A 26,762-nucleotide genomic window follows, 5' to 3' on the forward strand; every position below is an offset into this window, starting at 1 on the left:
CGCCATGGGTACTTCTCCCCTGTTGCCGCCCCCAATTATGGGGTGCGGCTCTCCTCGTCATTACGTTCGAGAAGATAGAGGTCATCTTTGTCGACAAGCCGCGTTGCGACGGCGAATTCCACCAGTCGAAGCCTCCTATTGGTCGCGAGGTTATCTTTGCCCCCTCGCAGCCCAGCGACACCCCTCTTATCTAACTTCTCGCACACGTTATCGAGCTTGCGATTGAAGGTAGTGATCGACCAGCCGAGCCGTGCAGCCACCACAGCAGAAGTGGGGATGTCGCCGCGCCCCGCGGTTGCCTGCCGCAGCACGCCCTCGGCAAGCGCCACGATAAGCAGCCGCTGAGAGGAAGTGAGAGGGATCGGCCCAATTGTCGTCGAGCCACCGGAACCCGCAATGGACGTCGAGGTGTTGAAGTAGTCATCACCGGCATGAATCGTGAACTCATAGGTCGTAGACCCGGCACTGAACAGCACCTGCATTTGAGGAAAAACAATCGGAAGTCGCGCACCAGGCGCCAACCACGCCTGCACTTGGCCGGTCGCATCCGTCACTGTCGCGGTGAGCAGGTTTCCTACATTGCCGAGCCACCACATTCCGAAATCTTCGTAGATGCGAAGAAACCGACGATGCAAGTAGGGATTGTCATCAATGACGAGATCGGATTCGCGCCCGACATGAAAATCATTGGGGTGGGTAATGTCGTACCACTCGCCACAGAATTCAATCTTCAGCGGATTCATTCGGGAAAGCACGCCTCCAAAGGGTTGGCAGACTCGGTGCCTGCACGCACGATTCGAACATCAATGCACAACGTCGATCCCGCAACATAACCATCGACGGGGATGACGCCATCATCAGATTGCCGTACCGGTTCGCTCTCGCGCCCGACACGCTTCCAGATGATGCGATCGCCCTCTTCGCCAGCGGGGTTGTCAATCGTGAACGTGACCGAGCCTGCTGACTCTTCTGCCGATACCAACACCGGTGTCGGCACGGTCTCCACTACCGCCGAGGTGGGGGCTGCGGTCGGTGCGGACACGGCCGGCAGCTCTGTTGACACGGGGTTGGTCACGAGAACCGCAATGGCGACTGCGGCCCCCAGCACAACGGCAACACCGCCGATGATCCAGGTCGCCGCTTTGCGTCGTGAGGGCTGAGCTTTTTCAGTGGCCGCGCTGGCGTTCGTCAGCTCAAACGGTTCTGTCGTGACATCGGTAGCCGGATCGGCCGCGGGCCGTCGGCGAACAACGGTCTCGCCAAGCTCTGACTGCGGCGGCTGAACAACGCGGTGGGGAGCGCCGCGCAGTTGCGTCTCGTCTGTGCTGCTCCCGCTACCCGCGAGAGGGAGCTGCGGCGGTTTCTCAAACGACTTCAACGTGGCGGAGGCGGGCTGCGCATCGATGGTTGCCACACCGCGGGCACGTGTTGCATCGTCATCACCATCATCGGTGCCGGAAGGAGTTACTTGGTCGACCGCCAGATTCGGCACGTCGACTGTTGTGGGCGCATAGCCCAATTCCAGCTCGACACGTTGCAACGCCCGAGCAAAATCGAGCGCGCTCGCAAACCGGTCGTCACGGCGCGATGCCATGCCCTTTCGTAAGACCGCAAGCAGACTCGCGGGCACGTCGTCACGAGTGAGCGGCGTAATGAGGCCGCGTTCGATACGGCCAATGAGATCGAGGGCTCCGTTGGATCGCCCTCGCACCTCGAACGGAGTGTGCCCTGCGAGCAGGGTGTAGAGCGTCGCCGCGAGTGAAAACACGTCAGCTCGAACATCCGGGTTCGGGTCGTCCTCGAACATTTCAGGAGGCGACCACGGCACAGACATGCCGATTGATGCTCCGGTGGTCGAGCCACTTTCTTCCGTCAATTGCGAACGCGAGCTCGTATGCAGCGGGATGTCCTCGTCAAGCGCAGACGAAATTCCGAAGTCGGTGAGCGCTGGCCACCCATAGTCGTTAGTCAGCACGTTCGCGGGCTTGATGTCGCGGTGCAGGATGCCAGCCGCGTGCGCAGTAGCCACCGCGCCGCTCACCCGGATTCCCACCCGCAGCACATCAGTCACGGGGAGCGGTTCACTCTTGTAGCGTTCCGCCAGGCTCGGCCCTGAGCAGTACTCCATCACGAAGTAGGGGCGATCGTCGGCGGCAACATCCGCGTGAAAAATGGAGACGATGTAAGGATGGGCTGACAGTTGAGCCATCAGGTTTGCCTCGGCGACAAACGATGCTCGAGTCGCCGGGGCAAGATCTTCGGTCAGCAACACTTTTACGGCAACGCGGCGTTTCGGAAGGTGCTGATCGTACAGAAAAACGTCGCTGAAGCCACCAGACCCTAGGAGCTTCACAAAGGTATAACCCCGCAGCTCAGGCGGTGTTGACGGGGCCCGGCGCACTATGACTCCTCCCCCACGGTGAGGGTGACGTCGCCGCCGAGATCGATGACAGTGCCGACGATAACCGCCGTCGGTTCGCCAGCGCGCAAACGTTGCGCTTGGCGGCCGGGTAGCGCAACATGCGTGCCATTTCGAGAGTGCAAATCGGTGACAACCACCGTTCCGCCTTCGACGACAATCTGAACGTGGTTTCGGGAGATGTCCTTATCTCCGGGGATCGTGACAAGCCGCGGGAGGGATCCGCCAGAAACCTTGCTCACTGTTGGCGCACGGCCGACCAGAATTGGTTGTGACAGCATCTCGCGCGCACCGGTCGAAAGCTGCAAGTAAAGCGCCGACACAGGCGGGAGGCGAACCTCGTCAAACGCCGCGGCGGGGCGCGGCGCGCGAAGGCCAACCAGATCACTCGTCATTATTGTCATGCCGTCGTGATCGCCCTCCGGCTCTGGCGGGTCGACGACTACGGGAGCCACCGGTTCGGAGAACTGCGGTGCGGTACCGATCAGATCCGTCGCCCCCGCGGGGTTACTACCGCCAGCTGCTGGTGTTTCAGCTTCATCGTTGCGTGCGTTGGCAGCCGCAGACACGTCGCGCATGACTGTCTCACCGAAGAGAAAGTCATACCCTTGGCCGTCATTATTGACGTCGTTCGATCGACCAATTTCGGATGCCGCAGCCACTGGCTGAGCAACGTCAGCGACCCTAGCAACCCCAGGGGGTCGGTCCGCAATCGTCGTTTCCGATACTGGGCTCGCGTCGTTCACCGGGGCAACCGCAGCGGACGCTTCTGCCTCGCCAAGCAGTGCGGCGCGTATCCCGGGAACCTGCTCGTCAACCTTCACGTGGTGAACTTCCGATGCTTCTTCGTCATGCGTGCAGTTCAGGCGACCCGCCTTCACCACGCCAGCAACGATAGGTAGCAACTCGATCGTGGTCGACTCGTTGACAGAAATGGTGCAGTCGATGACGTCATCGAAATAGCTCTCGGCCCACGTGCTAACTCGCGCACCGCTCACCGCTTCGTTGCCCGCGCGAGTAGTCAGCGAGACACTCACTGCGCCACGAACGATCACTCGCGCGCCAGCAGGGTTCTCGTGTTCAGCCGTCCACTCAACCAGCGCGAACGCTGGAGTTGCCGCTAACCCTTGAGCACTCAGCGCTTCGACTGCGTGTTGCGCGCCGAGCGCCCGATTCGCCCACAGGGTCGCGAGAAGGTTCTCCTCAGACGAGTCGACAAACACGATTAGCTCGTCAGCAACGACCGCCGACCACAACGAGTCAGTCGATGGGGCATAAAGGTATTTCATGACCACTGCGATCTACTTCCTGGGTCGGGTTTGTTCGAGGTGATGCGAAACGGCGCGGTCGACGGTGTCTTCTTCCGCCGCATCTGCACTCGCTGTGCGAGCAGCATCCACCACGATGACGGTCACGTTGTCGGAACCGCCAGCGGCAATCGCACCCGCAACAAGTCGGTCAGCAATTGTTTCGTTGTCGTTCAGCGCTGAACGATCAGCGAGGATTCCGGCAATGAGATCGTCATCGAGCTCCTTGGTCAGCCCGTCTGAGCACGCCAAAAAAGTATGTTGGGCTGCGACCGGGAGCAACCACACGTCGGGGTTCACATGCGGGTGGATGCCGAGAGCACGCGTGATGACGTTACGGTCGGGGTGCGATGTCGCTTCGAGGGCGGTGATGTGGCCAAGGTCGACAAGTTCTTGCACGGCCGAGTGATCGACCGTGACCTGCTCGAGCTCACGGCCGTTCCAGCTATAGACCCGTGAGTCTCCCACGTTGAAGGCCATCCAACGCGGTTCTGAATCGGCACCGACAGCAACGAGAGCGATGCCGGAAAGGGTCGTACCCGACACCCCGTCATCCTCTCCCCTGAGCGCGATGACCGCCGCGTTGGCTTCGGTAATCGCCTGAACAATATGTTCCGGCGTGAGAAAGCTGTGGCGTGCCACAGCGCGAGCGAAGCTTTGCACGACGCATTGGCTTGCGCGATCTCCAAAGGAATGCCCACCCATTCCGTCGGCGACAAGGTAGACCTGCGGCAGCACGAGCAGGCTGTCTTCATTGAGCGAGCGCACGGATCCGCGGTCGGATGCGGCCGACACATTCACGGTGACAGGTCCACTGGGCAGCAGAACTTCGTACTGATCCGAAACCATCATTGTGCCCCCAAGCATTTGTCAGGTATCAACGTAGCAATGAATAGGCGACACCGCGGAAACCCGGCGGTATGCTGACCAGAGCGCACCACCCTCGCGCTACCACCACTTGCCATTTTGTTGTTTTGCCCACAAGGCCCACACGCAGGAGAAGTTCATGATTTCGCACGCATCAACGACGCTCGAAGCCCCCGTATCCGCTCTCGAAAATGCCGATTTCACGCATGAGAACGTTCTTATTTCGACGGGCAAACGATCCGGGCTCGTTATCACCGTCGCCGTTCACTCCACCGTTCTCGGCCAAGCCCTCGGTGGTGCGCGAATGTGGAACTATCCGCACTGGACCGATGCTGTCGCTGACTCCCTGCGCCTCTCCGCCGCAATGACGCTCAAGAACTCTGCCGCTGGCCTCAACCGTGGTGGCGGCAAGTCGGTCATCCACATTCCTATGGGTGTCACCCTCACTGCGGACCAGAAGCGCGATGCGATGCTCGATCTCGGTGACGCCATCGAGAGCCTCAACGGCGCCTACATGACGGCGGAAGATGTCGGCACGAGTGCCGAATTGATGTCAATTGTTGCTGAGCGCACCGAGCACGTCTGCGGCCTTCCCGCTGATCAGGGCGGCGCTGGCGAGCCGGCGGATGCGACTGCAGCAGGCGTGCACGCGAGCATCCTTGCCACCTGCGAAGCACTGTTCGGCACGCGCGATCTTGCTGGTCGCCACCTCGTTATTTCTGGGCTCGGCCAGGTCGGTGGCCGCCTCGCACGCTCTCTGACCGCAGCGGGTGCGGTGCTCACCGTCACCGACGTCAACCTCGACCGCAAACTGCTTGCGGCAGAACTCGACGCCAACTGGGTTGACGCCGACGAAGCGCACAGCGTGGTTGCTGACCTCTACATCCCGTGTGGCATGGGCGGCGCGCTCAGCCCTCGCGTCATCCGCGAACTCAACGTCAGCGGTGTTGTCGGAGCCGCGAATAACCAGCTTGCCCAGCACGACGGCGCCGAAGCCCTTGCTGAACGCGGCATTCTCTGGGCGCCCGACTTCGTCGTGAACGGTGGCGGTGTGATCTACCTCGATATGGCTTCGGAGCCGGATGCGGATGCCGACGCCATTGCCAAGCGCGTCGAGGCCATCGGTGACACCGTGACCACGATCTTCCGTGATGCTGCAGCCCAGGGCATCACCACCTTGGACGCCGCAGAGCGCCTCGCGCAGTCGCGCCTTGTTACTGCGGGATAACTCACCGCTCCACAAACGAAACGCGCGGTGGTGCACCGGCGAGCTCATGCTCGAGGAGCCCCACCGCGCGTTCTCGGGTGTGGGAAGTGCCGCTTAGTCGATCGAGAGTTCCGCGAGCTCACGCTTCTTGTCGCGGCGCATCTTTGCGAGGCTCGCGACAACGGCAACGGCCATTGCGGCAAGGATCACGATGAGCGAGGTCCAGGTGCCGATCTCAGGTGCCCACAGAATCGGCTCTCCGCCGTTGATAAACGGCAGCTCATTGACGTGCATGGCGTGGAAGAACAACTTGACACCGATAAAGGCGAGCACAAAGGCGATGCCGTAGTGCAGGTACTCGAGCTTGTCGATGAGATCGCCGAGAAGGAAGTACAGCTGGCGAAGGCCCATCAGCGCAAAGATGTTGGCCGCGAACACGATGAAGGGGTCGGTCGTGATTCCGAAGATTGCCGGAATCGAGTCGATCGCGAACACAAGATCCGTAATACCCAGCGCGATAAAGACCACGAGAATCGGCGTGAAGACCTTTTTGCCGTCGATCACGGTGCGCACTTTGCCACCGTCGAAGTTCGGGGAGATATTGATGTGCCTGCGCAAGTAGCGGATGATGCCGCTCTCGGTCTGTTCCATGTCGTCATGGTCTTCGAACACTTGACGGATGGCCGTGTAGAGCAAGAACGCACCAAAGATGTAGAAGATGAAGCTGAAGTTCTCAATCAGTTGCGCACCGAGCAGAATGAAAATTCCGCGCAGCACGAGAGCGATCAGGATGCCCACCATCAGCACCTCTTGTTGGTACTTTCGCGGCACCGAAAAACGCCCCATGATGATCACGAAGACAAAGAGGTTGTCGATCGAGAGACTGTATTCCGTGACCCAACCGGCAATGAATTGGCCGGCCTGTTCAACATCACCGAGCAGGAACATCATGAGGGCGAAAACGAGGGCAAGGCTCACGTAGAAGCCAACCCACAATGCTGATTCCTTGGTGCTCGGAATGTGCGGGCGTTTGTAAGCCAGGATGAGGTCGGCCGTCAAAATGATCAGCAGCACTGACATCGACGTCACTTCAAACCAAATAGGCAGAGTAGTCAAAAGAATCCGTTCAAGGGTTTCGCGGCGTAGCAAGACTCGAAAGTCTCTCCCGCATCCGCCAGAGGCGTGGATGCCGTTGCCCCGGAACCGCTATTGAGCGGTTCGTATTGACGAGTACAACGAGGTGGGATACTCCCCTTCGCGTGCCCCATGATAGCCGACACGCGCCCGAGCAATACGGGAAAACTCACAGTTTCGACCGTACACATATGGTCAGCAGTCACTGTACAGTCAGTGCATGCTGACCATTGCTTCTCGTGTCGATGTCATGAACCGCCTAGGCCGGGCCATGACCGACCCCACTCGCGCCCGCATTCTTCTCTCTCTTCTCGAAAAGCCCGGGTATCCCGTGCAGCTGGCGCACGATCTCGAGCTCACACGCAGCAACGTCTCCAACCATCTCACCTGCCTGCGCGGCTGCGGGCTCGTCGTTGCAACACCTGAAGGTCGCTCTACCCGCTATGACATTTCAGACCCCCACCTTGCCCACGCCCTCAACGACCTCCTCAACGTCGTGCTCGCCGTCGATGACGGCACACCCTGCGCCGGCGAGAACTGCAACGACTCGTTCTGCTGCACCCCCAACACCACCGCCGAGGTGACCGCATGAGCGAAGAATGCTGTGGCGTGGATGCTCCGCTCAAGTCACGCGGCCCCGAGTCCGTAACCCTGCTCGGCACCGCTACCGCCGGCACCACCTCTGACGCAGCTCCAGCGTCACGTCGAGGGGACGCTGCCCTCGCGCCGTGGTGGAAAGATCGAGCCCTCGCGCTGCCTGCAGCCTCGGGAGCGCTTCTCGCGGCATCCGTCATTGTGGGTTGGTCCGGAGTCGCTGACGGGGTCACCTTCACCCTGCAGTTTCTGAGCCTCCTCGCGGGCGCAACAACGTTCGTGCCCGGTGCAGTGCGTCGCCTGCTCCGCGGCTCGCTCGGTGTAGGGCTACTGATGACAATTGCCGCCATCGGTGCTGTGCTCCTTGGTCATGTTGGCGAGGCTGCCGCCCTCGCCTTCCTTTTCTCTATCGCCGAAGCGCTTGAAGATCGTGCAATGGATCGCGCACGCCAAGGATTGCGTGCTCTCCTCGCGCTTATTCCCGACGCGGTAGTGGTCGAGCGCGAAGGGGCCCAGCTGAGCGTACCGACTCGCGACATCGTGATCGGTGACGTTCTTGTCGTGCGCGCCGGTGAGCGCGTCGCCTCGGATGGCATCGTGGTGAGCGGCCGGGGCAGCATCGATACCTCCGCCGTGACGGGCGAATCGCTCCCCGCCGCGGTAGACACCGGCGACGCTGTGCTCGCCGGTTCGATCAACGGTGAAGGTGCTTTGCGCATCCGCACCACCGCGGCTGGCACCGACAACTCCCTGACAACCATCGTGCGCCTGGTCGAAGAAGCGAATGGGCGCAAGGGCGATCGTGCTCGACTGGCAGACAGAATCGCTCGTCCTCTCGTGCCGATCGTCTTGGGAGTCGCCGCCGCCATTGTTGGTTTCGGCTTCCTCGTCGGCGACCCCGAGCTCTGGACTGAACGAGCGCTCGTCGTGCTTGTGGCCGCATCGCCGTGCGCCCTCGCGATCGCCGTTCCTGTGACGGTCATCTCGGCGATCGGCTCCGCGAGCAAGCTCGGAATCATCGTGAAATCGGGCGCCGCCTTCGAACGCATGGGCAGCATCCGCACCGTTGCTTTCGACAAAACAGGCACGCTCACGCGAAATCAGCCAACCCTTGTTGCCGTCGAAACTGTCGATGGGGTGACGCGCGAAGAGGCGCTCAGTATCGCCGCTGCGCTCGAAACCCACAGCACCCACCCGCTCGCTCACGCGGTCCTGGTTGCATGTCCCGACCACCCCGAAGCACTAGAGGTACGAGAGGATGCCGGCCGCGGAATATCCGGCACCCTGAACGGCGTTCCCGTGCGCGCCGGCAGCACCCGCTGGATGGACGCCGGCGAGCTTTCGCCAGCCGCCCTTCGCCTCGCCGACGACGGCATGACCGTGATGGCCATCGAACGCTCCGGCATCGTGATCGGGCTACTCGGCATCCGCGACGAACTGCGGCCCGACGCTGCGGAGGCTGTCTCGCAGTTGGCGAGCGCGGGCATCCGCACCCTCATGCTCACCGGTGACAACTCCAGAACTGCAGCGACGATTGCGGCCGAAGCCGGGATCAGCGATGTGCGCGCCGAACTGCTTCCCGCCGACAAGGCCGATGCGATCGCTGCACTCTCCCAGGAGTCCCCCACGGCAATGATTGGCGACGGCATCAATGATGCGCCAGCACTCGCCACCGCCGACGTGGGCATTGCAATGGGTGCGACAGGCTCGGCAGCGGCGGTTGAGTCTGCGGATGTCGCCTTCACCGGCAGCGACCTGAGACTCATTCCGGTGGCGCTGCTTCATGCGCGGCGCGGGCGTCGCATCATGACCGGAAATATCGTGCTGTCGCTCGCGATCATCGTGGGTCTTTTTCCGCTGGCGCTCACGGGCGTTCTCGGCCTGGCCGGAGTGGTGCTCGTGCATGAGCTCGCCGAACTGGTGGTCATCGTGAACGGCCTCCGCGCGGCTCGACTTTCGCATAGCCTTGATTCGCGCTCAGAAATGGGCGCTGGCCGTCAATCCCAGCCTGTTCGGAGTCTCGTGTGAAGAAAGCCCTCCTGCCCACCTTTGCTGCACTGGGCATCCTCGCTCTCGTCGCCGCCTTCGTCTTTGTGTACGTCACGGCGAAGAACGCCGATACCGAGACAGCAAGCACCACCACTTCGGGCTCTTCCGAACTCGCCTCCGCTGTAGCGAGCGACTCGAATTACGTTGACAATGTCGGCTCCGATGCGGTCACTATTGTCGAATTCCTCGACTTCGAATGTGGAGCCTGCGGCCAGTTCTACCCCTACGTCGAGGCGATGCGCGAAGTGTACGACGGAGATATCAACTACGTCGTTCGCTACTTTCCGCTGCCGAGCCACCTCAACTCGATGGATGCCGCTATCGCCGCCGAGGCTGCTGCCCAGCAGGGCGAGTTCGAGGCCATGTACCACCGCCTCTTCGAAACTCAGGGCGACTGGGCCGGCGGTACTCCCCCGCAGACTGATGCCTTCCGTGCACTGGCTGAAGAAATCGGTCTCGACATGGATGCCTACGATTCCGCCGTCGCCGACCCCGCAACTCAGGCTCGCGTTGAGGCAGACTTCGATGCCGGCGTTGAGCTGGGCGTCAACAGCACTCCCACCTTCTTCGTGAACGACGAATACATCGAGACGAGTCGTCTAGAAAATCTGCCGGAGGCTGTTGACGCCGCAGTCAAGGGCTAACTGCGCTCAGCGCCCAACGCCCAACGCCCAACGCTACTTAGGTGTACCAACTAGGTTCTGGCACTTCGTTGAGCAGCACGTACTGACCGACTTCGCGTTTCTTGTACGGCGCCGGATCGTGCAGGCTGTGGGTGCGCAGGTTGCGCCAGAAAATATCGAGGCCCACTGAGTTGGCGGATGCCCGCGCACCCGTCAGCTCGAACACCTTCGTTGCGACCTCCAAGCCGTCGTCGCTGATGCGCAGCTTCCCGGCTGCAATGCGCACGGCGATTTCGCCACGGCGGCGTGCGGTGAGCTCGGTGCGCGGCGCGTGAAGCACCGCACTGATTTCGGCGCCGACAGCATTGAGCAGGGCCTCATCCGCCCATAGCTTCGACTGCAGCTCGCCATAGCCTTCGAGGATGTACCACTCCTCGCTCGCGTGCGCTTTGTTGTCACCGCCATAGGGCCAGGCGCGGCTCTTGGTGCGCGTGTACGACGACGCGGCTTCAATCGCTCCTTGCGCGATGCCGAGATAGAAGTTCGCGAAGACCAGTTGGATCGCTGGCACGTTGAGAGTGCCGTAGGTGAGGGGCTGGAACTCTTTGTTCACGAATCCCAGCGCTGACGACCAGCCGGTGCGCACGCCATTGATCTGCACGGAGCCGGATTCGGTCAGTCGTTGGCCCAGATTGTCCCAGTCGCCGTTGAACACGATTGCTGGCTGGTCTGTCGGCACGATGGCGAAAACATGAGTGTCGGTTCCTTCAAGGATGCCCTCGAGCACGGTGAGATCCGAAACGACACCGCCCGTCGAGAACGACTTATTGCCGGTGAAAACGATCTCGTCACCCTCATCGGTGACAAGCAAATCGGAATCGCGTGGATTCACCGCACCGCCAAAGAGGTAGTTGTTCTCGGTGTAGTGCTTCTCCACGGCAACGATCTGCTCGTCGGTGGCGACGAGGCGCGCCGCCCACGCCCAGAGATAGTGGTAGCCGAGCAGTTGACCGATCGAGCCGTCACCCCGCGCAATCGTGCGGATGACCTTGTAGGTGGTCTCCCATTCCTGCCCGCCGCCGCCATGCTCGGCCGGCCCGAGCAGCGTGACGAGCCCTGAGTTCTTGAGAAGCGCCACTTCGGCGTGCGGCGGCTGGTTCGCGACATCACGCTCAACCGCATCTGCGGCCAAGATGTCAGACACTTCTAGAGCGCGCTGAAGCCAGCCCTCTGGTGTGGTGGGGCGGGCGCTATCCGCCCAGCGATTCTCGATCGCAGTGGGTGTGGCAGTGAGATGTGGCATGGTCGCTTTCCTTGGTGAGTCAGGGTTCCGGATGGGGTGTGAGCCCTATCTTGAGCCTCATCGCGGCACGCGTCGAGCATGTGTCTTCTCGCTACTTTCTGTTACGAATCGTGTACTAGATTCAGCACTGAGCACGCTGCCGAGAGCACGAGGAGACCCGATGGCCCACGAGCCGAATCCGCTCGCCAGCTATCTGCGAGCGCGTCGGGATTCGCTGCAGCCCGCCGACGTTGGGCTGCCCGCCGCGGCGGGTCGGCGAGTGTCGGGGCTTCGTCGGGAAGAGGTCGCCGAACTCGCGGGCATCAGCGTCGATTACTACGTGCGCATCGAGCAGGGCCGCGATCAGCATCCCTCCGACCAGGTGCTCAGTGCGCTGGCGCGAGCGCTGCGCTTGGATGACGATGCGCGCGACTATTTCTTTCGACTAGCGCGCCCGGGGTCACAAACGATGCGTTCGCATCCGCTGTCGGAGTCGGTACTGGGATTGCTCGACTACTGGTCGCACACCCCCGCCTACCTGTTTGATCGCAACCATGATGTGCTCGCCGCCAATCAGTTAATGCGCGCCCTCAGTCCCGAAGTGCAACCGGGGCACAATCAGCTCATTGACGCTTTCGGCGGGTACGCCCGCGCGATCGAGGAGGAACAGCCTGCCGCGGTGCTGGAGGGCTGGGAGTCCATTCTCAACCAGATGCTCGCCGCCCTTCGTTTCTCGAGCGACCCGAATGATCCGCGGCTGCACGAGGTCGTCGGCTATTTGTCGACGACCTACCGAAGCTTTCGCCCACTCTGGGCTCGGCACGAGGCGCGACCTCATACGGGCGGCACACTCCACGTGCACGTTGACCCCATCGGCTGGGTCGAATTTCGGTGGCAAGCCCTCGAAGTGTCGAATGCTCCCGGCCAATATCTCGTGACCTACCTTGTCGAGCCCGACACTCACGCTGCAGCCGCGATCGCGTACCTGGTGTCGATTCGACGGCCCGGGGCATCCGACTTCCGTTCCGACCAGTTATCTCCTGGTGCCTAATTGCTTCTCGCGCGGAGCCTGGTCAGCCCTCACTGCAAGACGGAGGATCGTGCGCAATGAGCGCTATCAGTGAATCGAGTTGCGACTGCGCGGCATCATCGGTCGTGCAGAAAACGAGTAGATAGTCGTCGGTGTCTTCGGGGATTCTCACGAGGCTATAGCCCAAGCTGAGCGTGCCAACGCGGGTATTAGTAAAGCTGACGGTGCCCGTCACCTGCGCTCCGATCGAGTCTTTCGCCCACACTTCGGAAAATGTGTGGCTCTTGGCCGAGAGCTCACCCACTATCTCCCGAAATTCGCTATCGCTCTCATGAAGCGCGAGCGAGTCGTTGAGCATCCCGGCGATCTGGGTTGCCGCCGCGGTGAAGGATGCCCCGCTGCGCTCGACAGTGGGCTCGAGAAAGGTGAAACGAGCGAGGTTCACGCCCCTCTCAAAACTGGCGGAGAGCGCTCGAGCGAGCGGGTTCGAGGCGAGCACCTCAAGATGCCGATCCAGCAGCACTGCTGGCACTTCGCGCCAGTTCCTGAGGTGCGCGGTCGCCAGAGCACGTTGGCGCGCAATGGCGAGATCGACATCTTCGTTCATGTGCTCACCGTAGGGCGCGACGGTGGCGGCAGCCTAGCCCCGGTGGGGCCACCCACCACGGCGATTTAGCGCGTCGGCGCGTCTGGCTCGCTGAAGCGTGTGGGGGTAACGCCTGGCCCAGTACCGCGAGCGGCGAGGTACGCGAGAGCGGAGGCGGCGGGCGATCCGGGGGTGGGAAACACCACCATCAGCTCGTAGCCAAAATGCACCGGCAGCGAGAAGAGTTGGATGTTGAGTTCCACTTCCCCGACCCCCGCAATCGGCACACGAAAGGTCCTGTCGCTAAACGGTCGAGCGTCATGGCGCGCCCAACAGCGAGCAAACTCAGGCTGTTCACGCAGCAGCTGAGCGACGATCTCTTGCCGACGCGGATCCGTCGGATCACTGTAGAAGCGAAGCGCCGCAACGTGATCAGAGACGAGACCGCTCCAATCAGGATGCCGCGTGCGAGCACCAGGCAAGAAGGTATTGAGCATGAGGTTCATACCAACCTGAAAGCTCTCGGGAACAAGAGCTCGGGCCAGTGAATTGCTGGCGACGATGTCGCGGTTAGGGTCGAGAACGAGAGCGGGGCTATCTGGCCACTGTTCGAGTAGACGGCCGGTGATGGCATCCGGCAACGGCCCCGCTGCTTGCGGTCGAGGCGCTTGAGGCGTTGCCAACCGAACGAGGTAACGGACAGCAAATTCGTCGAGTTTAAGCGCTCGCGCGAGCGCACTGATCACTTGCATCGACGGGCGATCATCTCGGCCCTGTTCGAGCCGAACGTAGTATTCACGGCTGATGCCCGCGAGCGCGGCGACTTCGTCACGACGCAGCCCGGCGACACGGCGCTGAGGGTCAGCCGGCAACCCTACTTGCTCGGGCGTGAGCACTCCGCGGCGAGCGCACAAGTACTCACCGAGCGCACCCTGTTGATCGGCCACGAGGGGTCCTTTCCCAATTCCCGCACTAGTAAATCTAGTCCGGTACGGGCCTCTGAGGGTACCTGCCTAGGACTCGTGGGGGCACGCGCACCAGCGATTGCCTTTCTAGCCTGAGACAGAGTTCTCCCCACCACTTGAAAGGAACCCGCAATGCCCTACTTCACCACCTCCGACGGAACCGAGATTTATTACACCGATCAGGGTGCCGGTCAGCCGGTACTACTGAGCCACGGCTGGCCTCTCTCCTCGGATGCTTGGCAAGTCGAAATCAAACTGCTCGCTGACAACGGCTACCGCGCCATCGCGCACGATCGCCGCGGACACGGTCGCTCCTCTAAGACCTACACCGGCAATGACATGGATACCTATGCCCGCGACCTCGCTGAGCTCGTCGAACACCTCGACCTCAGCAATCTTGTCGTCATCGGCCACTCAACAGGCGGCGGTGAAGTGGTGCGTTATGCCGCTCAGCACGCCAACGGCCGCGTCGCGAAGGTCATCACGGCCGGCGCTGTTCCGCCGCAGATGGTGGTCAGCGACACCAACCCCGATGGCTTGCCCATGGAAGCCTTTGATGGCATCCGTGCGGGTGTATTGAAGGATGCGTCGCAGTTCTACATTGACTTGACCGAGGCATTCTTCGGCGCCAACCGTGAAGGCTCCGCCGTGTCGGAGGGTGCTAAGCGCGAGTTTTGGCGTCAGGGCATGAACGTCAATCTGGCCGCTGCCTACGATTGCGTGAAGGCATTCTCTGAAACCGACTTCACCGAAGACCTGAAGGCACTGGATGTTCCCATCCTGCTCGCGCACGGCGACGACGATCAGATTGTGCCCATCGACGATGCCGCCCACAAAGCCGCAGCCCTCGTGAAGCACGGAACGCTCAAGGTGTATGCGGGAGCGCCCCACGGCATCTACGGCGACTATCAGGAGCAACTCGGCCGCGACATTCTCGAGTTCATCGCGGAGTAAGCACGTTCTGCGTGATTGGCGATCTGCGTGATTGGCGCTCAGTGTGATTGACGCTTAGTTCGCCAGCGTTGCCACGATTCACGCACCCGTCGACGGGTTCGCTTCCAGAATGCTCGGGAGCGAGCCCGAGAGGCCGCATGACGTTCGGCCTCTAGCTGTTTCTCTTGAAGAAAAAGTTTGGCACCGGCCTCGTTGCGGGCGCGAACCCACTGACCGTTTCCGCCCATAAACATGTGCATCACATCCCGACTGCGCTGAAATTACGCACCCCTCCACCGTAACGAGAATTCATCACGAAGCAAGGGTTGCGTCGGCCGGACGATCCTCCCCAGCCAGCTCAACGCTGACGTCGGCACTACCGCGGGTACCGCGCAATGAAGGCGCAATTGACCCCCTGAATTGGGTGTCCCGTTAACGATAAAATCCCGGTCTTGTTCACACGAACGAGACCGGGATTTTGCTACTGTGACCCCAGCGGGATTCGAACCCGCGTTACCGCCGTGAGAGGGCGGCGTACTAGGCCTCTATACGATGGGGCCTCACAACAACTAGAAAAGTATGCCACACCTTTGGCGCTACTTTTCCCACTTCTGCCAATTTATAATCACAGGATCATTTTTGACTGCCTTCACGCGCGCCACCACTGCCACTTTTATTGCCGTTGCGGCTGTCGCCGCACTCACGGGGTGCTCATTCCTCTCCCCTGAAATTCCCCGCGATGACAGTGGCCAAGTGCTCGAGCCGACCATCATCGGCTCCACCGAATTACTTGTCGATGACTGCTTTACGTTCGTAGAGGGCAGCAACCTCAGCGAAGCAGAAGTGACCCCGTGCACCACAGATCACAGCCACATTGTGATCGGCAAGGGCGAACTCAAGAAGAGTGCCATCACCGACGCCGGCGGCCTGCAGAACGCGGTCTCCTCAGCCTGCTCTGACACCTTCAGCGCGTTCAAAGAGACAGTGGCGGATGGCGCAGCGCGCCCCGACCAGGAATTCATCATCTCCGAGCGTTCCACCGACGATGGCGCGCTCATGACCGATTACGCGTGCATCGCTACCGACGCCGCATCCCCCACTGTCTAGCGGGACGCCAGCAGGCGCTGGCTACGGCCGCTGATCCAGAACGTTCAGCACACCGGCAACCATCTTGATATCGATCGGCAGCGCCGCAAAGCGCTCCCCATCGGCGTACGCCATGATGTCCTCGGACTCGATACGGATTCGCTTAGCCCGATAGACCGTCACGCGCGGGTCGCTGAGATGCTTGCCGCTGAAGACGCGCGGGAAGACGCGCAAGAAAGCTAACCGTGACAGAGCTTCGACGACGAGAACATCGGCGAGGCCGTCATCCAGAATCGCATCGGGCGTTACCTTCATGCCGCCACCGAGCGACACGTTATTGCCCACGCTGACAAGCGCCGCCGTGGTGTCAATCACCACGTCGTCGAGGGTGAGCTTGTAGTGGATCGGGCGCAAGCGCAACAGTTCAATGAGAAGCGCGACCGTGTAGCGGCTGGCACCGCGCGGCCACGACATGAGGTTCGCACGCTCGTTGACGATCGCATCAAAACCGGCGGAGAGCACACACGCAAACCAGCGGGTCGCGGCCGACCCCGTGGCGTCATCCACATAGGTAACGCTGCCGGCATCGATCGCGCGCGGCGGCCTCGCCAGGCCGCGCACAATACTTGCGACAGCGGCATCCACATCAGACAGTGGGATGCCGAGACCCCGAGCCATGTCATTGCCAGTGCCCGACGGAATGATGCCCAACGGCACTTTGGTTTTTGCTACCAAATTGGTGCCCAAATTGACCATGCCGTCGCCGCCAACCACCAGCAGCGCGTCTGGCTTTTTAGCGACAGCTTTTCGCCCGCGCTTCAACAGCAAGGCGAAATTAGGTTGCTCAAGGGCAGTCACATCATGCCCGAGCGCACGCAACGCTTCAACAGCACGCGGGCCCACGTTCTTGCCGCGGCCAAACGATGCTGTGGGATTGATCGCGACAACTAGACGCAGGGGTTTGATCGACTCCACACTTCAGTATGTCGCACTGTCTCGCATCGAGCGCACCACAGGCTTAGGCTCAAAGCATGAAGGTCACCAAGTATGAGCATGCCTGCCTCGTTCTCGAACACCAGAATGAGCGCCTCGTCATCGATCCCGGCGGGTTCACCGAGCCACTTCCCGCGCTCGACAACGTGACCGCCATCGTGATCACCCACCAACACCCCGACCACTGGATCGACGAGCAACTGCAGCGCATTCGCGACAACAATCCCGACGCGCCCATCTTCGGTCCTGCCGGAGTCGCGGCCGCTGCCACTAACTGGAACATCACGACGGTTGTTGACGGCGCGAGCGAAACCGCGGGGGCCTGGACACTCGAGTTCTTCGGCGGCGAGCATGCCGTCATCCATCCCTCGATCCCCATGATCGACAACCTCGGAGTGCTCGTGAATGGTGAGTTTTGGTACGGCGGCGACTCCTTCACGGTGCCGCCGAAGCCTGTGGCGGCCGCCGCGATCCCTGCCGGCGCTCCGTGGCTCAAGATCAGCGAGGTCATGGATTACGTGACCGAGCTGGCCCCGAAGCGCGCGATTCAGACGCACGATGCCGTGCTCTCCGACAAGGGACTTGCCCTCTCGGCCGCCAGAATTACGGATGCCATGGCTGGCTACGGCGGCGAACTGACGGTTCTGCAGCCGGGCGAATCCATCACGCTCTAGTCAGCGTGGAGCTCTAAGCACTCTCTCAGCTTTTTGCAGTTGTGCATTTTTGCAGTCTCTGCAATTATTGCTGAGTGCCTGATACTCCTGCCCTCGGTCTCCGCGACCGCAAACGAATCGAAACGCGACTGCGCATCGAAACTGCCGCGGTCGAAATCGTCACGGCTGAAGGGCTTGATGGCGCCACGGTCGACATGATCAGCGACCGTGCAGACATCTCGCCGCGCACCTTCTTCAACTATTTCGAGAGCAAAGAGGATGCCATCCTCGGAACTCAAGACATGGGAGAAGTTCAGCGCGCGATTGACGCTGGAGTCGCCGGCGCAGAAACCGATGACTTGGTCGTTGCGATCGTCTCCACCATGTTCCACATCTTTGGCCCGATGGCCGCACGAACTCAGCTCAAAACACAGCGGATGGCTCTTGTTCAAGAACACCCGCGTTTGTTGAGCCGACAGATTCACCAATTCACGCAACTGAACAGCACGATGGCTGCTGCCGTCGTCCAATTCCTCAATAAGCGAGAAACTACGCTCCCCCGCGACCCCGAACACGTCGCCGAAATTGCCGTAGCCACTTGCGTCGCATCCGTTCGAATCGCGGTCAAGGAATGGATTGCTGCTGGCGCTACCGCCGACATCGACTCCATGTACCTTCGCGCGATCGGACTTACACGAGAAACACTGAACACACTTCAATGACAACCACCAACGAACCACCTGTCGCCGACGTCACTCCCGAATCCTTCAACGATCCCGCTACGAAGCGCAGCATCCTGTTGCTGTTCGTGGGTCTCATGGTGACGATGCTGCTCTCAGCTCTCGACCAAACCATCTTCAGCACCGCACTCCCCACCATTGTGGGAGAGCTCGATGGCGTGAACCACATGTTGTGGGTCACGACTGCCTACATCCTGGCTGCGACCATCATGATGCCCGTCTACGGAAAACTCGGTGACCTCATTGGCCGCAAGGGTCTGTTCATCGGAGCAATCTCTATCTTCATGATTGGCTCGGTTGTCGGCGGCCTCGCCCCCGACATGACCTGGCTGATCGTCGGCCGCGCCGTTCAAGGTCTCGGCGGCGGTGGCCTCATGATTCTGTCGCAGGCGATCATTGCCGATGTGATTCCCGCGCGCGAGCGTGGCCGTTACATGGGCGCAATCGGTGGCGTATTTGCTCTCGCAAGCGTCGCCGGGCCACTACTCGGTGGCTGGTTCACTGAGTCGATCGGATGGCGTTGGGCGTTCTGGATGAACCTCCCGCTCGGTGCCCTAGCGATCCTCGCTGCCGTCACCCTGCTCAAGCTCCCGAAACACAACAAGCGCAAGCCGACCATCGATGTCGCCGGCATGGTGTTGCTCGCCATTGCTTCGGCAGCGGTTGTTCTCACGACAACGTGGGGTGGCACACAGTACGACTGGGATTCGCTGCTCATCATCTCGCTAATCATCATCGCCGTTGTCGCCGCCTTCTCCTTCGTGATGGTGGAACGCTCCGCCTCCGAGCCGATCATGCCCATGGGCATGTTCAAGGAACGCAACTTTGTACTCACGACGGCATCCGGTCTCATCACCGGTATCGCCATGTTCGGCGCCCTCGCCTACATGCCGACGTACTTGCAGATGGTGACGGGAGTAAATGCAACCCAGGCCGGATTCTTGATGATTCCGATGATGGGGGCGCTTCTTCTGAGTTCGGTAACGGCGGGCCAACTGGTCAGTCGCACCGGTCGCTACAAGTGGCTACCGATCACGGGCGCCTTTGTTCTCGCTACCGGTTTGGCGTTGCTCTCCACTATGACGCCTGACCTCCCCCTCTGGATTCTCTGCTCTTACCTCGCCGTGATGGGGCTCGGTATCGGCATGAGCATGCAAATTCTGGTGCTTATCGTTCAGAACACGTTCCCCAACTCGCAGGTCGGCACCGCTACGGCATCCAACAACTACTTCCGCCAGATTGGTGCCTCAATCGGCACCGCAGTTGTCGGCAGCCTGTTCGTTGCTCGTCTCACCGATCTGCTGAGCACCCGCCTTCCGGCTACTGCCGCTGGCGCCACCGGCGACACCAATTCATTGACGCCAGCTGCTGTGCGCGACCTTCCGGATGCACTGCGCGAGATCATCGTCAGCTCCTATAACGATTCGCTAGCACCGGTGTTCCTCTACATGGTGCCGCTGGTTCTGCTCTCGGCCGTGCTGCTGATGTTCCTCAAAGAGGTTCCGTTGGCAACCAGCATCGACCGCGGAGAAGCCACGGAATCGCTCAATGTGCTCGGGGACGACAATGACAGCGACGATACTGAGGACGACGACGCCGAAGCGAAGGCAACGGATGCCGCTTCGCACCAACTGACGACAGCGAGCGATCAGTCGGGGCCTATTTCGATCATCCGCAGTCAGCCGTAGTTCTCGTGGCGGCGACCACACAGGTCGCCTCACTGCGTGGCTAGACCCGCAGCATCCTCGTCACTCAACGACGAGAGTGTTGCGGGTCTTTCGCTGTCTGCCCTAGTCGAGGCCGAGGTAGGCCTCGATGACCTTCTCGTCAGCGAGCAGTTCATGGGCGGGGCCAGAGTGCGACACTTCGCCGGTCTCTAAGACGTACCCGTAGTCAGCGGCGGCGAGGGCACGGCGGGCGTTCTGTTCGACAAGAACGACGGTGGTGCCGGTCTGCCGGATCTCTTCGATCACGGTAAACACTTCGTCGACGATCTTGGGCGCCAGCCCCATCGATGGTTCATCGAGGAGCAGAATCTTCGGCTCGGCAATCAGAGCGCGAGCAATTGCCAACATTTGCTGCTCTCCACCCGATAGCGCGCCAGCATGCAGTTTGCGACGCTCAAACAACACGGGGAATCGCTCGTAGACTTCGGCCACTTTTGTGTGCATCGCACTGTTGCTGCGGTGCCAGCCGCCAAGGGTGAGGTTCTCGGCAACGGTGAGGGTGCCCAAGATCTCGCGACCTTCCGGCACCTGCACGAGCCCCGCCTTCACTAGGCGGTGCGCCGGCCACTTGGTGACATCTGTGCCCTCGAAAGTGATGACTCCTTGGCGCGGGCGCAAGAGCCCCGATACGGCGTTGAGAACCGAAGTCTTGCCTGCACCGTTGGCGCCGACGAGCGTGACGAGCGAGCCGACCGGCACCTCGAAGGACACGTCGCGCACGGCCTCCACGCGCCCGTAGCTCACCTGCAGGCCCGTGACACTCAGGATCGGGTCGCTCATCGGTTCTCCTCCGGGTTGGTCGCGTCGTCGGCCGCAGCAGCACCATCACGCTCGGGGTGCTCGGCTGCACGGTCATCGACAACGTGGGCGAGGGTTTCGGCGGCGAGCACGGATGCCGCTTCCTCGTCTTCATCGGAGCCCGCTGAGCCGAGGTAGGCCTCGAGCACGCGCGGGTCCCGAGCGATCTCGCTCGGCTCTCCGAAGGCGATGATCTCACCAAAGTTCAGCACCATGATGCGGTCACACGTGGCCAGCATCATCCGCACATTATGTTCGATGACGAGCACGGCGATTCCGTCAGCGGCGAGCGAGCGGATGAGCTCCGACAGGCTTGCTGCTTCGACATGGTTCATTCCCGCTGCGGGCTCATCGAGCACGAGGAGAGACGGATGCGAGGCAAGCGCGCGGGCGATCTCCAGTCGACGTTGGTCGCCATAGGAGAGGTCACCGGCGGCGTTCGCGGCTTTCTCGCCGAGACCCACGCGGACCAGCTGGGCGGAGGCCATCGCGACGGCTTCGCGCTCGAGACGCCGCGCTGAGGGCAAGAAGAAAAGCCGACGCAACAGTGTGTCCTGCGTGATGCGGTAGCCGCCGACGAGCACGTTTTCGAGCGCCGAGAGACGGTTGAAGAGCTTGATCTGCTGGAAGGTGCGCGCCACTCCGGCTTGCGCCAGGCGGTGAGCTTTCGTGTTGGCGGTGAGAGGAACGCCGAGAACATTGCCGGTTCCCGTCGTTGGCGGCGTTAGGCCGGTCACCATGTTGACGAGGGTGGTCTTTCCCGCGCCGTTCGGCCCGATCAGTCCGAGCACCTCTCCAGCATTCACCGTGAGGTCAACAGATTGCACGGCGTGAACTCCGCCGTATGACTTGCCAAGGCCACTGAGGTTGACAAGCTCAGAACCAACAGCTGGCAGGGCAGGCAGCGTGGGCTGGAATGACGGGTCAATGTTCAGTCGCTTGGCTGATTTTCGCACCGGGATAAGCCCCGAGAGGCCACCGGGAAGAAAGAGAATCACGACAAGAAGAAGCACACCCGAAATCGTGGGGCGAATCCACCCGGCATCGATTCCGATCGCGCGCTGCACTTCAGGAAGCAAACTGAGGAAAGCGGAACCAAGAACGGGGCCGATGAACAGCGTGACACCGCCGACGACTGCCGTGACAAGCCCATCCACCGCAGCGGTGAACGAGAACTCGTTCGGGTCAGCGAACCGGGAGAAGTGAGCGAGCAGGACGCCGTAGAGGCCCGCAACTGCTCCGGCGATCACGAACGACGCCATCCGGTACCGAGGAACGTCGATGCCCATGGTGGTTGCGGCCAGTTCGTCTTCGCGAATTGCGGCAAAGGCGCGTCCGAGGCGGGAACCAGACAGGCGCCAGAACCAGTACGCCACGACGATCAACGCGATCCAGGCGACGCCGGGGCCAACGAGCTTGGCGAAGCTCAACCCTTGCGCACCGTTCGTCCAGGTCTGGTTGATCAGAAAAATCCGCACCATTTCGCCGAAGGCGAGAGTTGCGATGGCAAGAAACACGCCACGAAGGCGAATGACAGGCAGTCCCAAGATAAACGCGGCGAAGGCGCCGACAATCATGCCGAACACGATGCCGATGATGAGCGGCGGGATGAAGCCAAACAGTGGCTCGGAGGGTACGACAAGCGCCGAGGTAAAGGCCGCCAACGAGGCGAGCCCTACCTGCGCCAAGCTCAACTGGCCGGCGATGAGCACGGCGTAGAAGCTATAGGCGAGAATCGCCGTGAGGGCGATCAGGGTGATGAGTGACGAGTATTCCGCGATCACGATTAGACCTCCCGCGTCTTGCGAGCGCCGAAGAGGCCCTGCGGTCGAAGTATGAGGATGAGGAACAGAAGACCGAACGCCACCATGTCTCGCCACGAGCTGCCGATGTAGTTGACGGCGAGCACTTCGGCCAGACCGAGGATCAGACCACCGACGAGCGCTCCCGGCAGGGATCCCATTCCGCCGACAATGATCACTGCGAGGGCCTTGAGTTCAACGGCATGGCCGATACCGAGGGATGCCGCGTTCACGTTCAGGGTGAACAACACACCGGCAACCGCACCGAGTGCAGACGAGAGCGCGAAGGTTGTGCTGCTGATGCGGCCCACGTTAAGGCCGAGGACGGCGGCGGCGTGCGGGTTCTCGGCGATCGTGCGCATTCCTCGACCCAGCTTGGATTTGGCCACGAGCCAGGTGAGAACGACCATGAGCGAGACGCTGATAATGAGGATGACGACTTGAAGCAGGGACACTGTCGCGCCGAAGATTTCCACGCGCGTAGTGGGAAAGGCATCCGCGGGAAAACGACGGGTATCGGCCCCGTACAGCGCCTGCAATAGAGAGAGGATGATCGCGCCGAACGCAATCGAGGAGATGAGCCCCGCGAAGTGCGCATCGTGGCGACCGGCGAGCGGCCTGAAAGCGATGCGCTCGATAGCAATGCCCAGGATCGCGCCAACCACCAGCACGATGGGGATGAGCAGCCAGATCGGAACCCCGAAGACGGTGACGATCTCGATACCGACCAAGGCGCCGGCGGTGAACACTGCCGCATGGGCGAGGTTCAGCCGGTCAAGAATGCCAAATACCAGAGTGAACCCGATCGCGAATAACGCGTAGATCGAGCCGAGAAATATCCCGTCCAGAAAGAGTTGCATTGGTGGTGTCCCTGCTCTGTGACTGCGTGCCGCCCGAAGGCGGCACGCAGTCTGCATGTATTGGCGGTGCGGTGCGGTGACGCTAGTTCAGAATGACGAACTGGCCGTCCTGAACGATCTGCACGAGAGCGTCATGTTCAGCGTCGCGGTTCGCGTTCAGAGTCACATTACCGAGAACGGTAGGAACATCCGTGATTGTGCCAAGGCCAGCCTTGATACCGTCACGCTCGCCCGAGCATTCTGAACGGACTGCCTGGTCAATGATCTGCATTCCGGCGTACGCCTGAGCGGCGAACTGGTCGGGAGCTGAGCTGTAGGCGGCGGTGTAGTCATCGATGAACTTCACGTTCTGCTCGTTGTCTGAAGCAGAGTTCCACGCGGCTCCCACGATGACGCCTTCTGCAGCATCGCCAGCACCTTCGATGAGTGCGGGCGAGTTGAAGCCGTTTCCACCGATGATGGGGGTGTCGATGCCGATTTCACGGGCCTGAGTCACGAGCGGCACTGCAGCGTCGATGAGACCAGAAACGATGATCGCGTCGGCGTCAGACTGCTTCGCCTTGTTGAGCAGGGCGCGGAAGTCCGTGTCAGCCTTGGAGAAGGTGAGAGTTTCGGCGACCTCAACGTTTTGGTCCTCGAGAGCGGCAGCGAAAGCTTGGTAGCCAGATTCGGTGAACGCATCATCGTTGGCGTACATGACAACGACCTTCTGCACACCGAGACTGTCAACAGCAGCCTTAACAGTCTGCGGGATGACGGCATCCTCAGTGAGGGAGTCGCGGAAAATGTAGTCACCGATTTCGGTGATGCCCGCTGCAGTGTTGGACACACCGAGCACGGGAACGCCAGCGTCCTGCGCGATCGGGTCTGTTTGCTTTGCCGTGTTCGACAGCGTCGGGCCGATGATGACACTAGCGCCAGCGCTAATGAAGCCGTCGAAGACCTGGATGGCTTCCTTGGGGTCGGTCGCGTCGTCCTCGACCGTGAGGTCGTACGTGACTCCGCCAACCGCGTTGAGAGTCTCGACCGCAAGTTCGAGTGCATTCTTCTGCCCAGCACCGTACTGTGCAGCGGCACCGGTGAGGCTAAAGGACGCACCAATGGGAATTGCAGAATCGATGACGCATTCTGCGCCAGTACCGGTTCCGGTTAATTCGCCGGTAGCGGTCGATCCCGACTCTCCGGCAGCGCTGCAGGCGGTAAGAGCAAGCAATAGGGTGGAACCGCAGACAGCGGCAGAAAACAGTTTACTTTTCATAAGTGGACCTCCTTGGCCAAGGTGCATGAGCCACCTAACACCTAGGCAAACTCACCTGTGTGAGTCTAGCTTTTCCGCGCTTGCCCCCGAAACACCAGCCTCGCATTCGGGCTGTCAGCTTTTCGATAAATTTCCCTGAAAGGCTCAGCACATGACCGAACTGCTTATCGTGATCGTGGTCGCGCTCATCGTGATTGCCTCTGCGACGCTCCTCGGCCCCCGCTTCGGAGTCGCTTCACCGCTCGTACTCGTTGCCATTGGCGTTGCCGCAAGTCTCGTGCCGGCATTCGATTCGGTGCAGATCGATCCTGAGCTGATTCTTCAGGGCATCCTTCCGCCGTTGCTGTATTCGGCAGCGGTGTCCTTGCCGACCATGAACTTCCGCCGGGAGTTTGGGGCCATCGGCGGGCTGTCCGTGGTGCTAGTTGTAGGCACTGCGCTCATCCTTGGCGTGTTCTTCATGCTCGTGATTCCGGGGCTCGGGTTTGCGTGGGGGGTCGCTTTGGGCGCCATCGTGAGCCCCACGGATGCCGTTGCAGCATCCATCATCAAGAAGACACCAGTCTCGAAGCGGGTTGTTGCCATGCTCGATGGCGAAAGCTTGCTGAACGATGCGACTGCCCTCGCGCTGCTGCGGGCCGCGATTGTGGCGACAGCAGCAACGTTCTCCTTTTGGGGTGCGGTCGGCTCCTTCTCCTATTCGGTCCTGATCGCCCTCGTCATTGGTGGTGCGGTTGGTTGGCTGAACCTTGTTGTTCGCAAACGCATCACCGATCCCACCGTCAACACGGCGATCTCGTTCACGGTCCCCTTTATTGCGTCGGTTCCTGCCGAGTTATTGGGTGCCTCGGGGCTGGTCGCCGCTGTTGTTGCAGGAATTGTGACCGGCATCCGGGCACCACGATTGTTCTCGCCCCAGAATCGACTTTCGGACACCCAGAACTGGCGCATGATCGAGCTCGTTCTTGAGGGCGCGATTTTCTTGATGATGGGTCTTCAGATTTCGGCCATTCTGACGGATGTCGAAAACGATGATGCAGGAATAAGGAATGCGGTGCTGATCGCGGCCGGGGCTCTCGTGATCACAGTCGTGGTGCGTGCAGCGTATGTCGCTCCCCTTCTCGCGTTCTTGGCCCGCCGTTCGAAACGGCACGAGTCAATGAAGTCGCGAATGGAGGTGGTGCAAGAGCGGCTAAATGCACCGAAGGACATTCAGGATGCGGCGGAGCGCGGCAGCAAACACAATCCGGCACGCTCAGAACGCTATCTTCAACGCGTGACAGGTCTGGTCACTCGGTCGCTGGCCGATATTGAGTATTTTCGGCGTGAACCCTTGGGTTGGCGCGAGGGCACCACGGTGGTGTGGGCTGGCATGCGCGGCGCGATCACGGTGGCTGCGGCTCAGACGCTGCCCTCTGACACTCCTCAGCGTTCGACCCTCATTTTGATTGCGTTTGCGGTGGCGGCGATGTCACTGCTCGTCCAAGGTGGAACGATCGGCACCGTCGTACGACGGATCTCACCGAAGGTCGATAAGGTCGCGGTCGCTGAGCGAGAACGGGAAGAACGAACCCGCCTTTTTGCCCTCCTGAAAGCAAGCGCGAGCACCATCCCGCCGCGGCTGGATGTCAACGGTGCTGCTGTTGATAGCGATAACGCCTACGCTCCGCTGGACGCTGATTTCGATGACGAGAAACGCCACCGACTGGCGGTCATTGACGCTCAGCGCACGGCTCTGCTTGACGCACGCGATAACGGTATTTTCGATGCCGACCTGCTGGAGAATGCCCTGGCGAATCTCGACGCCTCACAGATCGCGCTCGAGATGCGCGGCAAGCCAACCGCCTGA

At 61.1% G+C, this 26,762-nt stretch carries 24 protein-coding genes and 1 tRNA gene; 11 read left to right on the plus strand and 14 right to left on the minus strand.

The window, feature by feature from the left end; all coding sequences use genetic code 11:
* Positions 1-35: 35 nt before the first annotated feature.
* Genes I6E52_RS04030 through I6E52_RS04045 form a run of 4 tightly spaced genes read right to left on the minus strand, consistent with a single transcriptional unit; the run spans position 36 to position 4,578 of the window.
* Positions 36-743 carry a hypothetical protein gene (locus tag I6E52_RS04030; protein ID WP_197155049.1) on the minus strand — a complete coding sequence of 236 codons (708 nt, stop codon included), beginning with the start codon at positions 741-743 and terminating at the stop codon, positions 36-38.
* The gene (locus tag I6E52_RS04035) at positions 740-2,401 is read right to left on the minus strand and encodes a serine/threonine-protein kinase (protein ID WP_197155050.1); all 1,662 of its coding nucleotides are present in this window, start codon (positions 2,399-2,401) and stop codon (positions 740-742) included. The genes I6E52_RS04030 and I6E52_RS04035 overlap by 4 nt, the downstream gene beginning before the upstream one ends.
* Positions 2,401-3,708, minus strand: a complete 1,308-nt coding sequence (locus I6E52_RS04040) for an FHA domain-containing protein (protein ID WP_231601916.1) — start codon at positions 3,706-3,708, stop codon at positions 2,401-2,403. Before I6E52_RS04040 ends, I6E52_RS04035 begins: the two co-directional genes overlap by 1 nt.
* Before the next feature lie 12 nt (positions 3,709-3,720).
* Entirely contained in the window at positions 3,721-4,578 is an 858-nt protein-coding gene (locus tag I6E52_RS04045) for a PP2C family serine/threonine-protein phosphatase (RefSeq protein ID WP_231601759.1), read from the minus strand.
* Positions 4,579-4,732: 154 nt separating this feature from the next.
* Between I6E52_RS04045 and I6E52_RS04050 the strand changes: the two genes are divergently transcribed.
* The gene (locus I6E52_RS04050) at positions 4,733-5,821 is read left to right on the plus strand and encodes a Glu/Leu/Phe/Val dehydrogenase family protein (RefSeq protein ID WP_197123890.1); all 1,089 of its coding nucleotides are present in this window, start codon (positions 4,733-4,735) and stop codon (positions 5,819-5,821) included.
* A 93-nt stretch (positions 5,822-5,914) separates the two neighbouring features.
* Here the strand turns inward: I6E52_RS04050 and I6E52_RS04055 are convergent, their stop codons facing one another.
* Complete coding sequence (locus I6E52_RS04055) at positions 5,915-6,880, minus strand: TerC/Alx family metal homeostasis membrane protein (RefSeq protein WP_231601917.1); 966 nt, start codon at positions 6,878-6,880, stop codon at positions 5,915-5,917.
* Positions 6,881-7,154: 274 nt separating this feature from the next.
* On the opposite strand from I6E52_RS04055, the gene I6E52_RS04060 reads away from it, so the two are divergent.
* The 3 genes from I6E52_RS04060 to I6E52_RS04070 are packed head-to-tail and all read left to right on the plus strand — an operon-like array spanning position 7,155 to position 10,221.
* Positions 7,155-7,526, plus strand: a complete 372-nt coding sequence (locus I6E52_RS04060) for a helix-turn-helix transcriptional regulator (protein ID WP_197155055.1) — start codon at positions 7,155-7,157, stop codon at positions 7,524-7,526.
* Positions 7,523-9,556 (plus strand): cation-translocating P-type ATPase, encoded by a 2,034-nt coding sequence (locus I6E52_RS04065; protein WP_197155057.1) that lies wholly within the window; start codon positions 7,523-7,525, stop codon positions 9,554-9,556. The genes I6E52_RS04060 and I6E52_RS04065 overlap by 4 nt, the downstream gene beginning before the upstream one ends.
* Positions 9,553-10,221 carry a thioredoxin domain-containing protein gene (locus tag I6E52_RS04070; RefSeq protein WP_197155059.1) on the plus strand — a complete coding sequence of 223 codons (669 nt, stop codon included), beginning with the start codon at positions 9,553-9,555 and terminating at the stop codon, positions 10,219-10,221. Before I6E52_RS04065 ends, I6E52_RS04070 begins: the two co-directional genes overlap by 4 nt.
* Before the next feature lie 37 nt (positions 10,222-10,258).
* Here the strand turns inward: I6E52_RS04070 and I6E52_RS04075 are convergent, their stop codons facing one another.
* Positions 10,259-11,503, minus strand: a complete 1,245-nt coding sequence (locus I6E52_RS04075; RefSeq protein WP_231601760.1) for an acyl-CoA dehydrogenase family protein — start codon at positions 11,501-11,503, stop codon at positions 10,259-10,261.
* Between the two features lie 160 nt (positions 11,504-11,663).
* On the opposite strand from I6E52_RS04075, the gene I6E52_RS04080 reads away from it, so the two are divergent.
* On the plus strand, positions 11,664-12,533 hold the full coding sequence (locus I6E52_RS04080) for a helix-turn-helix transcriptional regulator (RefSeq protein ID WP_197155061.1): 870 nt from the start codon (positions 11,664-11,666) through the stop codon (positions 12,531-12,533).
* 22 nt (positions 12,534-12,555) lie between these two features.
* On the opposite strand, the gene I6E52_RS04085 is transcribed toward I6E52_RS04080, so the two are convergent.
* Both I6E52_RS04085 and I6E52_RS04090 read right to left on the minus strand, forming a co-directional pair.
* Positions 12,556-13,119 carry a hypothetical protein gene (locus tag I6E52_RS04085; RefSeq protein WP_197155062.1) on the minus strand — a complete coding sequence of 188 codons (564 nt, stop codon included), beginning with the start codon at positions 13,117-13,119 and terminating at the stop codon, positions 12,556-12,558.
* Between the two features lie 65 nt (positions 13,120-13,184).
* Positions 13,185-14,045 carry a helix-turn-helix domain-containing protein gene (locus I6E52_RS04090; protein ID WP_197155063.1) on the minus strand — a complete coding sequence of 287 codons (861 nt, stop codon included), beginning with the start codon at positions 14,043-14,045 and terminating at the stop codon, positions 13,185-13,187.
* A gap of 150 nt (positions 14,046-14,195) precedes the next feature.
* On the opposite strand from I6E52_RS04090, the gene I6E52_RS04095 reads away from it, so the two are divergent.
* The gene (locus I6E52_RS04095; RefSeq protein ID WP_197155064.1) at positions 14,196-15,017 is read left to right on the plus strand and encodes an alpha/beta fold hydrolase; all 822 of its coding nucleotides are present in this window, start codon (positions 14,196-14,198) and stop codon (positions 15,015-15,017) included.
* Between the two features lie 466 nt (positions 15,018-15,483).
* Here I6E52_RS04095 and I6E52_RS04100 read toward each other — a convergent pair.
* Positions 15,484-15,556, minus strand: a tRNA-Glu gene (locus I6E52_RS04100).
* Positions 15,557-15,635: 79 nt separating this feature from the next.
* On the opposite strand from I6E52_RS04100, the gene I6E52_RS04105 reads away from it, so the two are divergent.
* Complete coding sequence (locus I6E52_RS04105; protein ID WP_197155065.1) at positions 15,636-16,103, plus strand: hypothetical protein; 468 nt, start codon at positions 15,636-15,638, stop codon at positions 16,101-16,103.
* Between the two features lie 21 nt (positions 16,104-16,124).
* Here I6E52_RS04105 and I6E52_RS04110 read toward each other — a convergent pair whose 3' ends face one another.
* Entirely contained in the window at positions 16,125-17,057 is a 933-nt protein-coding gene (locus tag I6E52_RS04110; protein ID WP_197155066.1) for a diacylglycerol kinase family protein, read from the minus strand.
* Positions 17,058-17,113: 56 nt separating this feature from the next.
* On the opposite strand from I6E52_RS04110, the gene I6E52_RS04115 reads away from it, so the two are divergent.
* The 3 genes from I6E52_RS04115 to I6E52_RS04125 all read left to right on the plus strand — a co-directional run bounded on the left by I6E52_RS04115 (position 17,114) and on the right by I6E52_RS04125 (position 20,156).
* On the plus strand, positions 17,114-17,749 hold the full coding sequence (locus I6E52_RS04115) for an MBL fold metallo-hydrolase (RefSeq protein ID WP_197155067.1): 636 nt from the start codon (positions 17,114-17,116) through the stop codon (positions 17,747-17,749).
* Between the two features lie 74 nt (positions 17,750-17,823).
* A complete protein-coding gene (locus tag I6E52_RS04120) occupies positions 17,824-18,450 on the plus strand; it encodes a TetR/AcrR family transcriptional regulator (protein WP_197123781.1) in 627 nt (208 codons plus the stop codon).
* Positions 18,447-20,156 carry an MDR family MFS transporter gene (locus I6E52_RS04125; RefSeq protein WP_197155068.1) on the plus strand — a complete coding sequence of 570 codons (1,710 nt, stop codon included), beginning with the start codon at positions 18,447-18,449 and terminating at the stop codon, positions 20,154-20,156. The genes I6E52_RS04120 and I6E52_RS04125 overlap by 4 nt, the downstream gene beginning before the upstream one ends.
* A gap of 102 nt (positions 20,157-20,258) precedes the next feature.
* Here I6E52_RS04125 and I6E52_RS04130 read toward each other — a convergent pair whose 3' ends face one another.
* The 4 genes from I6E52_RS04130 to I6E52_RS04145 all read right to left on the minus strand — a co-directional run bounded on the left by I6E52_RS04130 (position 20,259) and on the right by I6E52_RS04145 (position 24,913).
* Positions 20,259-20,975 carry an ABC transporter ATP-binding protein gene (locus tag I6E52_RS04130; protein ID WP_197155069.1) on the minus strand — a complete coding sequence of 239 codons (717 nt, stop codon included), beginning with the start codon at positions 20,973-20,975 and terminating at the stop codon, positions 20,259-20,261.
* Positions 20,972-22,777, minus strand: a complete 1,806-nt coding sequence (locus I6E52_RS04135) for a branched-chain amino acid ABC transporter ATP-binding protein/permease (RefSeq protein ID WP_307842373.1) — start codon at positions 22,775-22,777, stop codon at positions 20,972-20,974. Before I6E52_RS04135 ends, I6E52_RS04130 begins: the two co-directional genes overlap by 4 nt.
* A 2-nt stretch (positions 22,778-22,779) precedes the next feature.
* Positions 22,780-23,655 (minus strand): branched-chain amino acid ABC transporter permease, encoded by an 876-nt coding sequence (locus tag I6E52_RS04140; RefSeq protein ID WP_197106114.1) that lies wholly within the window; start codon positions 23,653-23,655, stop codon positions 22,780-22,782.
* Between the two features lie 82 nt (positions 23,656-23,737).
* On the minus strand, positions 23,738-24,913 hold the full coding sequence (locus tag I6E52_RS04145) for an ABC transporter substrate-binding protein (RefSeq protein WP_197155071.1): 1,176 nt from the start codon (positions 24,911-24,913) through the stop codon (positions 23,738-23,740).
* Between the two features lie 151 nt (positions 24,914-25,064).
* Between I6E52_RS04145 and I6E52_RS04150 the strand changes: the two genes are divergently transcribed.
* The gene (locus I6E52_RS04150; protein WP_197155073.1) at positions 25,065-26,762 is read left to right on the plus strand and encodes a sodium:proton antiporter; all 1,698 of its coding nucleotides are present in this window, start codon (positions 25,065-25,067) and stop codon (positions 26,760-26,762) included.

The organism is Salinibacterium sp. NG253 (assembly GCF_015864945.1).
In the GTDB taxonomy this organism is placed as follows: domain Bacteria; phylum Actinomycetota; class Actinomycetes; order Actinomycetales; family Microbacteriaceae; genus Rhodoglobus.